This is a genomic window from Streptomyces sp. 8L (assembly GCF_020176795.1).
Classification (GTDB): domain Bacteria; phylum Actinomycetota; class Actinomycetes; order Streptomycetales; family Streptomycetaceae; genus Streptomyces.
In genome coordinates this window covers 1-8931 of sequence record NZ_JAIUKE010000483.1, presented here as the reverse complement: position 1 = coordinate 8931, position 8931 = coordinate 1, and the positions used below count along the sequence as shown (strand labels likewise).

The window sequence follows — 8931 nt, the reverse complement described above, 5'->3', positions numbered from 1 at the left end:
GGCCTGGAGCGGGCGGGCGCCGAGGCGCCGGTGGTCGTCGTCGGCACGGCGGGCGGCAGCGCGGCGGCGAGCGCGGCCCTGCGGCACGCGGACCGGACGGCCGCCGCCGCGCACGGCCTGGGTGAGCGGCCCTGGTACGACGCGCGCGGGCTCGACATCGACCTGCTGCTGTGGCGGCTGCGCGAACACCCGGACCTGGCGGCCTTCGTGGACCGCGCGATCGGCCCGCTCCAGGCCCACGACCGCACTTCGCGGCCCGCGCTGCTGCCGACCCTGGAGGCGTATCTCGCGCACGCGGGCCGCAAGGCGGAGACGGCCAGGGAACTGCATCTGAACCGGCAGACTCTCTACAACAGGCTCGCCCGCATCGGGGAGTTGCTGGGCCGCGACCTGGACGACCCGGACACCGTGCTGGCGCTGAGCCTGGCCCTGCGGGCCCGCCGCCACACGCCCTGAGAGACGGGGCCGCCACGGCGGCACGCCTCGCGCGACGCTCCAGACGGGGCCACCCTCTGCGCTAGACCCCGCTCCTGTGGGTCACCTCGTCGTAGACGCTGAGGACCTGGGCGACCGTCTCCTCCTCGGTGGGCCAGGACGCGGCCTGCACCCGCCCCGCGGCGGCCAGTTCCGACCGCCGCCCGGGGTCCGCGAGCAGCCGCGCCAGCGCCACGGAGAGCGCCGCGGGATCTCCGTACGGTACGAGCTCCGCGGCGCGGCCCACCAGTTCCGGCACGCCGCCCACGGCGGTGGCGACGAGCGGCACCCCGATGCGCAGGGCCTCCTGGGCGAGCAGGGAGCGCGACTCCCAGCGGCTGGGCAGTACGGCCACGTCCGCGGCGGCCAGCAGCTCGCCGACGTCGTCCCGGCAGCCGAGGAACAGCACCGGCAGGTCCGCCTGTTCGACGCGGCGCTGCAGTGCCGCCCGCTCCCGGCCCTCGCCCGCCACGACGAGCAGCGGCAGCGGGTCGAGGCCCTGGTCGCACCACAACTCGACGGCGTCGAGCAGGAGATCGTGGCCGCGCTCCGGCACGAGAGCGCCGACCGCCATCACCAGGGGCCGCTCCACGGCGCCGAGTTCGGCCCGCGCCTTGCTCTCGGGGCCCATCGCCCGCGGCAGCCGGGAGGCCGGCACGGCCAGCGGTGCGAGCCGCACGTCACGGGCGCCCCGCGAGCGCGCCGTGTCGACCAGGTCGGAGGAGGTCGCGAACACAACGGAGGCCGCCCGCAGGGACCTTCGCTCCAGCGCCCGGGCCAGCGCCCCGCGCGCGCCGTCCTCGACGGAACGGGTGTGCCAGGTGACGACCAGCGGCACGGGCCTGCCGCCGAGGGCGAGCGCGGTACGCGCGGCGGCGTGCAGCCCGTGCGCGTGCACGACGTCGGCGCCCGCGCACGCGGCGCGCAGCGCGGCCATGGACACCGGGTCGCCGCGGCGCGGCACGTGCAGGTGCCGGGCGCCGCACTCCTCGAACTCGTAGGCCCGCTCGACCTCGTCGGGCGCGCACACCGTCACCCGGACGCCGTGGGCGACCAGTCCGGCCGCGAGGGACCTGACGTGCGCGCTGGACCCCGCGCTGCCGCCGCCGAGCACCTGGACCGTACGCAGCGGTGTCACCTGTGCGGACTCCCGGGTTCGAGATCGGATGCGGAATCGCTCTCAAGGATGCCAGCTGGCCGGCCCGCCACCCGGCCGACGGGATCACCCGTGCGGGTGAGGAGCGGCCCACTCACCGTACGCCGTTCCGGCCGCCACTCCCAGGGCGTGCGCGGCGAGTCCGAGCCGCCCGTTGGTCGCGACGACCGCCGCGCCGAGGGCGGCGCCGAGCGCGTACGCGCCGCTCGCGCCGAGCGTGGTCTCCTCGGCGAGGTCGTCCACCACCACGGCGCAGGAGGCGCCGAGCGGCACGGCGGCGAGCGCGCCCTGCCGCCGCGCCAGGCCGGGGGCGGCGAACGCGGCGGCGGTCAGCACCGCTTGGCCGGGCCGCCGGTCGACCAGCCGTACGCAGTGGGCGGCTCCGACGATGACGACGGCGGCGAGGGCCCGGTCCAGGGGCCGCCGCTTCATGAGCACGCCCGCGACGACCGCACCGGCGACGAGCGCGCCCGGCACCCGGGGCGCGAGCGCGGCACCCGCCACGGCCACCCCGGCGGCGGGGTCCACGGCGCCCGCGGCGAGCGCTCCGGGCAGGGCCCGTCCGAACGCCCGGGAGAGCCCGTACGACACGCCCAGGGCGAGGCTCCTGGGCACAGGGTTGGCGACCATGGACGCCACTGTACGAACCCCCGGGCGGCGGACCGGCTCCGGCCCCGGACCTGAGCCGCCCGGCGGGGATCTACGCGTCCGCCCGCGCCGACGCCAGGAGTTCCTCCGCGTGGGCGCGCGCGGAGGACGAGTCGGACTGGCCCGCGAGCATCCGGGACAGCTCCCGCACCCGGTCCTCGCCCTCAAGCACCGTCACCCCCGACCGGGTCACGGACCCGTCGTCGGTCTTCTCCACCAGCAGCTGCCGGTCCGCGAAGGCAGCCACCTGCGGCAGGTGCGTGACCACCACGACCTGCGCGGACCTGGCGAGCTTGGCGAGGCGCCTGCCGACCTCCACGGCCGCCTTGCCGCCGACGCCCGCGTCGACCTCGTCGAAGAGGTAGGTGGGCACCGGGTCCGACCCGGCGAACACGACCTCCACCGCGAGCATCACCCGTGACAGCTCGCCGCCCGAGGCGCCGCGCGCGATGGGCCGGGGCTGGGCGCCCGGGTGCGGGGCGAGCAGCAGCTCGACCTCGTCCGCGCCGTGCGGCCCGTACGCGACTGTCCGCCCGCCGACCTCGATGCCGTCGTCCGCGGGCACCTGGCTGATCGCGAACGACACCCGGGCGTGCGGCATGGCGAGCGACGCGAGCTCCTCGGTGACCGCGGCGGCGAACCGCTCCGCGGCCTCCGCGCGCGCGTCGGTGAGCGCCTGGGCGAGTCCGGCGAGTTCGCCGCGCAACGCGTCGTGCTCGGCGGTCAGTTCGCCGATCCGGTCGTCGTCGCCGTCGAGTTCGGTCAGCCGGGCTGCGCTCTCCTGGGCCCACGCGAGGACGGCCGCGATGTCCTCGCCGTACTTCCGCGTCAGCGCGCTCAGCGCGGCGCGCCGCTCCTCGACCGCGGCCAGCCGCAGCGGGTCGGCGTCCAGGTTGTCCGCGTATCCGGCGAGTTCGCCCGCGACGTCCGTGAGCAGGATGGAGATCTCGCCCATCCGTTCCGCGAGGGCGCCGAGGACGGGGTCGTGCGCGCGCACCGCGTCGAGCGCCCGGCCCGCCGCGCCGACGAGCGTGGTGGCGTCGACGGCCTCCGGGTCCTCCGGCACGCCCGCGAGCGCGGCGTGCGCGACGGAGGCGGCGGACGCGAGCGCCTCCGCGTTGCCGAGCCGCTCGGCCTCCGCCGCGAGTTCCGCGTCCTCGCCCGCGACGGGCTCCACGGCCGCGATCTCGCCGAGGCCGAACCGCAGCAGGTCGGCCTCCTGGGCCCGCTCGCGTGCCCGCGTGGTCAGTTCACCGAGTTCGGTGGCGACGTCCCGCAGCCGCCGGTACGCGGCGAGGTACTTCTCGCGCGGCACGGACACCGCGTCGCCCGCGTACCGGTCGAGGGCGCCGCGCTGCCTGGCCGGGCGCAGCAGCCCCTGCTGGTCGGTCTGGCCGTGCACGGCGACGAGGTCGTCCGCGAGCTCGGCGAGCAGGCCCACCGGCACGGATCTGCCGCCGAGGTGGGCGCGCGAGCGCCCCTCGGCCGAGACGGTTCTGCTGATGAGCAGCGCGCCATCGTCGAGTTCCGCGCCCGCCTCCTCGGCGCGCACCACCGCGGGCGCGCCGGGCGAGGGCCTGAGCCTGCCCTCCACGACGGCGGCCTTGGCCCCGATCCGTACGAGCCCGGGGTCGGCCCGCCCGCCGAGCAGCAGCGCGAGGCTGGTGACGACCATGGTCTTGCCGGCGCCGGTCTCGCCCGTCACCGCCGTGAAGCCGGGCGACAGCTCGACCACGGCGTCGTCGATGACACCGAGCGACCGTATCCGCATTTCCTCCAACACGGTCATGACCATACGAGGTGCGGGGCCGCGACCGCCACGTCACGGGGGCCCCGTCAGCCCGGCGCGCCGCGCCACCCTGAGACCGGGAGTGCGAATTTCGCGACCAGCCGGTCCGTGAACGACGCGTGGTGCAGCCGCGCCAGCCGTACGGGCACGGCGCCGCGCCGCACCTCGACGCGCGCGCCGGCCGGCAGCTCGACGGTCCTGCGGCCGTCGCACCACAGGACCCCGTGCGGCCCGTCGGCCTGCACCTCCACGGCGAGGACGGTGGTCGGCGAGGTGACCAGCGGCTTCGCGAACAGCGCGTGGGCGCTGATCGGCACCATGAGCAGCGCCTCGACGTCCGGCCAGACGACGGGCCCGCCCGCGGAGAACGCGTACGCGGTCGAACCGGTCGGGGTCGCGCAGACGATGCCGTCGCAGCCGAAGCCGGTGACCGGCCGGCCGTCGATCTCCAGGACGACCTCCAGCATGCGCTCGGGCGACACCTTCTGTACGGCGGCCTCGTTGAGCGCCCAGTCCGTGTGCACTATGTCGCCGTTGGTGTGCACGACGACGTCGATCGTCATCCGCTCCTCGACGTCGTAGGAGCGGCTGACGACCCGCTCCACGACGCGTGCGAGGTCGTCGCGCTCCGCCTCGGCGAGGAAGCCGACGCGCCCGAGGTTGACGCCGAGCATGGGCACGCCCGAGGCGCGCGCGAAGGCCGCGCCCCGCAGCAGCGTGCCGTCGCCGCCCAGGACGATCAGCAGCTCGCAGCCTTCGAGGACCTCGGGCGTCGCGTCCTCGACGGTCTCCACGGACGCGGGCAGCGGCGGCAGGTCGCCGACCTCCGCCCGCAGCACGCGGACGCCGAGGCCGTTGGCCACCAGCGCGTTGACGACGAGTTCGGCGCTGCGCACGGCGGCGGCTCTGCCGGTGTGCGCCAGCAGGAACACCGTACGGTCGGGCCCCGTCGCCCGGCCCTCTGCTCCAGCCGTCACTTGGGTCCCTCCGAAACCGCGCGTTCCACATCTGCCGGGTCGAGCGGGGGCGCGTCCGCCCGCAGCCACAGGAAGTACTCGACATTGCCGGACGGTCCCGGCAGGGGGCTCGCCGTGACGCCCCGGACACCGAGGCCGAGGGCGGCCGCGCGCCGCGCGACGCCGGTCACCGCCTCGGCGCGCAGCGCCGGGTCGCGTACCACACCGCCGCTGCCGAGGCGCTCCTTGCCGACCTCGAACTGCGGCTTCACCATCAGCACCAGGTCGGCGCCGGGCGCCGAGCAGGCCACGAGGGCGGGCAGGACCAGGCCGAGGGGGATGAAGGAGAGGTCGCCGACGACGAGGTCGACGGGTGTGCCGTCGAGCGTGTCCAGCGTCATCTCCCGCACGTTCGTGCGGTCCTTGACCGTCACCCGATCGTCGTTCTGGAGTGCCCACACGAGCTGTCCGTACCCGACGTCGACGGCGATCACGTGCGCGGCCCCGGCGCGCAGCAGGACGTCGGTGAATCCTCCGGTCGAGGCTCCCGCGTCGAGCGCGCGGCGGCCCTCCACGGCGAGGCCGAGCGGGCGGAACGCGTCGAGCGCGCCGGCCAGTTTGTGGCCGCCCCGCGAGGCGTAGCCGGGGTCGGACGCGTCCTCGGTGACGACGACCGCGGCGCTCGTCTCGACCTGGGTGGCCGGCTTCGTCGCGGTCATGCCGCCCACGGTGACGCGGCCCGCGGCGATCAGCTGGGACGCGTGCTCGCGCGAGCGCGCCAGCTCACGGCGCACCAGTTCGGCGTCGAGGCGTCGGCGTGCCAGTCCTGCCACGTGGGTCTCAGCTCCTGTGGTCGTGCGCGGGGGTTGCCGGGCGGGCGTCGAGCGCGGTGAGCGCCTCACGCAGTGCCTGGTGAACATCCTCGTACACCTCGATATGCCCGTCGGTGGCGAGGTGGTCGACATCGCCGAGGCGGGCGAGGCCCGCGTCCACCCCGGCGTCGCCGGTCGGGGCGCGCTCCACGCCGAGCGGAGCGGGCGCCGCCGGTTCCGGGGCGGCCCGCCGCTGCCCGGCGGCATCCGGTTTCCCGGAGGCTCCGGAGTCCTCCCCCTGATCCGCCGAGTCCTCCCCGGTCTCCGGGATCTCCGTCGCCTCCGGGGCCGCCGAGTCCTCCGGGGCCGCAGGGCGCCGCGGGCCGACCGGTTCCTCGGGGTGGTGTTTGGGGATCGTGTCGCTCATGCCGGAACGCTACCGCGATCCGCTCGCGTACCGTCGGTGGTGATGGCGTCCCCGCGGGAGTGCAGGAACGCGCTCGACCGGCTCGCGGAGAGCCTCGCGGGCGCGGACGGCGCCGTGCGCGGGGCCGCCGCCCTCGACCGCTCGCTGAGCTGCCACGTCACGGACCTCGGCATCACGTTCACGGGGCGGCTGCGCGGGGGCACGATCGACGTCGACGACGCCGTGCGCCAGGGGCCGCCCGGCGGGCGCGCGCAGATCCGGCTCGCGATGACAAGCGACGACCTGGTGGCACTCGTGGACGGGCAGCTGGACTTCGCCGTGGCCTGGGGGTCGGGGCGGATCAGGTTCGAGGCGGGCCTGCGCGACCTGCTGCGCCTGCGGTCGCTGCTGTAGCGGTCCCGCGCCGCCCGGCCGGGCGGCGGCTTCGGCGGTCCGCCCGTCCCCGCCGGGTCACCCCTGCGGGGAACCGGCCCCGGCCCGCTGCGGCTCCCGCTCCGCCACGGCACGGGCCCGCCGTCCGGCCGGCACCACCAGGGGCGTGCCGGTCTCCGGGTCCTCGATGACCTGGCAGCGCAGTCCGAAGACCTTCTCCACGAGCGGCGCCGTGACGACCTCCGCGGGCGGGCCCTCGGCCACCACGCTCCCGCCGCGCATCGCCACCAGGTGGGTCGCGTAGCGGGCGGCGTGGTTGAGGTCGTGGAGAACGGCCACGAGCGTACGGCCCTGGGTCTCGTGCAGTTCCGCGCACAGGTCGAGGACATCGATCTGGTGCTGGATGTCGAGGAACGTGGTGGGCTCGTCCAGCAGCAGCAGCGGCGTCTGCTGGGCGAGCGCCATGGCGATCCACACGCGCTGGCGCTGCCCGCCGGACAGCTCGTCGACGTACCGCTCGGCGAGTTCGGAGATCCGCGTGGCGGCCATCGACTCGTTCACGATCCGCTCGTCCTCGGGCGACCACTGCCGCAGCAGGCCCTGGTGCGGGTAGCGGCCGCGTGCGACCAGGTCGGCGACGGTGATGCCGTCGGGCGCCGTGGACGACTGCGGCAGCAGGCCGAGCGTCTTGGCGACCTTCTTGGCCGGCATGGTGTGGATCGCCGCCCCGTCGAGCAGGACCCGGCCCGTGTCCGGCTTGAGCATCCGGGACAGGGCGCGCAGCAGGGTGGACTTGCCGCAGGCGTTGGGGCCCACGACGACCGTGAAGGAGTTGTCGGGGATCTCCAGGGAGAGGTCGCGGGAGATGGTCCTGCGGTCGTAGCCGAGGGTCACGGACTCCGCGGTGAGGCGCTGCATCGTCGTACTCCTGGAGGGCTCGGGGTCGTGGACCTGCCGGTCGGTGGGACCGGCGGCGGGTGCCTGGGGGCCGGCGGACGGCGGCGCGGCGGCGGGAGCCGGGGCGCCGGACGCCGGAGTGGACGGGGCGGCCGGGCCGCCGGACGCGTGGGCAGCGGTCGAAGCCGGGTCCCCGGACGCTGGGACAGCGGTCGAAGCCGGGTCCCCGGACGCCGGGGCAGCGGTCGGGGCCGGGTCGTCGGGCGCAGAGGCAGCGGTCGGAGCCGGGTCGTCGGCCCGTCGGCGGCGCGTCATATCCGCCCCGCCCTGCGCTCCATGACCAGCAGCCAGAGCAGATACACGCCGCCGACCACGGCCGTGACGACACCCGCGGGAAGCTGGCTGCCGCCGAAGGCGTGCGTGGCCACCAGGTCCGCCGCGCACAGCAGCACCGCCCCCATGGCCGCGGAGGCGGCGAGGTTGGGGCCCGGCGCTCGGGTGATGCGGCGGGCGAGCTGGGGGGCGCTGAGCGCGACGAACGTGATGGGGCCCGCGGCGGCCGTCGCCCCGGCGACCAGCAGGACCGCGCATGCCATCAGAAGGATGCGGGTGCGCTGGACGGGTACGCCGAGTGCGTACGCCGCGTCGTCGCCCATCTCCATCATCCGCAGCTGCCTGCCGTGCCCGAGGGTCAGCGGAACGAGAACGCCGCACAGGACGAGCAGCGGCCACACCTGGCCCCAGTCGGAGCCGTCGAGGGTGCCCGTCATCCACAGCACGGCGCGGGTCGCGTCGACGATGTCGGCCTTGGTGATCAGGTACTGGGTGACGGCGGTGAGCATCGCGGCGGCGCCGATGCCGACGAGGACGAGCCGGTAGCCGTGCACGCCCCGCTTCCACGCCAGCAGGTAGATGGCGATGCCGGTCACGAGGCCGCCGACGACCGCGCCGAGCGCCGTCTCCGCGGCCCCGCCGTGGAAGACGATGATCGCGCTCAGCGCGCCGACCGAGGCTCCCTGGCCGAAGCCGATGACGTCGGGGCTGCCGAGCGGGTTGCGGGTGACGGACTGGAAGACGGCGCCGCCGACGCCGAGGGCGGCTCCGACGAGCAGCCCGACGAGGGCGCGCGGCAGCCTGAGGTCCCGCACGATGAAGTCCTGCGCGGCAGAGCCGGCGCCGAACAGGGTCCTGACGACCGTGGCGGGCGACATCGGGTAGTCGCCGCTGCCGATGACGATCACCGCGGCCAGCAGCGCCGCGACCGTCAGCAGCAGCAGCGCGAGCGCGGGCCGGCTCTCGATCCGCAGCGACAGCAGGCCGCCCGGGGTGCGCACGGTGCGGACCTTGCGGCCGCGCGGCGGCTTCCGGCCGGGCGGGGACGCGCCGGGCACCGGCGCGTC

General features: G+C 76.0%; 10 protein-coding genes. 2 read left to right on the top strand and 8 right to left on the bottom strand.

Features of this window, described 5'->3' with window-relative positions:
* Window positions 1-456: PucR family transcriptional regulator (locus LCE31_RS31855; RefSeq protein WP_225020572.1), on the top strand; the 456-nt coding region annotated here is incomplete at its 5' end.
* 61 nt (window positions 457-517) lie between these two features.
* Here LCE31_RS31855 and LCE31_RS31850 read toward each other — a convergent pair.
* The 6 genes from LCE31_RS31850 to LCE31_RS31825 all read right to left on the bottom strand — a co-directional run bounded on the left by LCE31_RS31850 (window position 518) and on the right by LCE31_RS31825 (window position 6262).
* Complete coding sequence (locus LCE31_RS31850; RefSeq protein WP_225020570.1) at window positions 518-1612, bottom strand: glycosyltransferase family 4 protein; 1095 nt, start codon at window positions 1610-1612, stop codon at window positions 518-520.
* A gap of 84 nt (window positions 1613-1696) precedes the next feature.
* Window positions 1697-2260: a hypothetical protein gene (locus tag LCE31_RS31845; RefSeq protein ID WP_225020568.1), complete on the bottom strand. Its 564-nt coding sequence runs from the start codon at window positions 2258-2260 to the stop codon at window positions 1697-1699.
* A 70-nt stretch (window positions 2261-2330) separates the two neighbouring features.
* A complete protein-coding gene (recN, locus tag LCE31_RS31840; RefSeq protein ID WP_225020566.1) occupies window positions 2331-4067 on the bottom strand; it encodes a DNA repair protein RecN in 1737 nt (578 codons plus the stop codon).
* A 47-nt stretch (window positions 4068-4114) separates the two neighbouring features.
* Window positions 4115-5044 (bottom strand): NAD kinase, encoded by a 930-nt coding sequence (locus LCE31_RS31835; protein WP_225020564.1) that lies wholly within the window; start codon window positions 5042-5044, stop codon window positions 4115-4117.
* Window positions 5041-5856, bottom strand: a complete 816-nt coding sequence (locus tag LCE31_RS31830) for a TlyA family RNA methyltransferase (RefSeq protein ID WP_225020562.1) — start codon at window positions 5854-5856, stop codon at window positions 5041-5043. The genes LCE31_RS31835 and LCE31_RS31830 overlap by 4 nt, the downstream gene beginning before the upstream one ends.
* A gap of 7 nt (window positions 5857-5863) precedes the next feature.
* A complete protein-coding gene (locus LCE31_RS31825; RefSeq protein WP_263632553.1) occupies window positions 5864-6262 on the bottom strand; it encodes a hypothetical protein in 399 nt (132 codons plus the stop codon).
* 42 nt (window positions 6263-6304) lie between these two features.
* Here LCE31_RS31825 and LCE31_RS31820 point away from each other — a divergent pair, with 42 nt between their 5' ends.
* Window positions 6305-6655: an SCP2 sterol-binding domain-containing protein gene (locus LCE31_RS31820; protein WP_225020561.1), complete on the top strand. Its 351-nt coding sequence runs from the start codon at window positions 6305-6307 to the stop codon at window positions 6653-6655.
* Between the two features lie 57 nt (window positions 6656-6712).
* Here LCE31_RS31820 and LCE31_RS31815 read toward each other — a convergent pair whose 3' ends face one another.
* Window positions 6713-7552 carry an ABC transporter ATP-binding protein gene (locus LCE31_RS31815; RefSeq protein WP_225020559.1) on the bottom strand — a complete coding sequence of 280 codons (840 nt, stop codon included), beginning with the start codon at window positions 7550-7552 and terminating at the stop codon, window positions 6713-6715.
* A gap of 290 nt (window positions 7553-7842) precedes the next feature.
* Window positions 7843-8922: a FecCD family ABC transporter permease gene (locus tag LCE31_RS31810; RefSeq protein WP_225020574.1), complete on the bottom strand. Its 1080-nt coding sequence runs from the start codon at window positions 8920-8922 to the stop codon at window positions 7843-7845.
* Window positions 8923-8931: the final 9 nt, after the last annotated feature.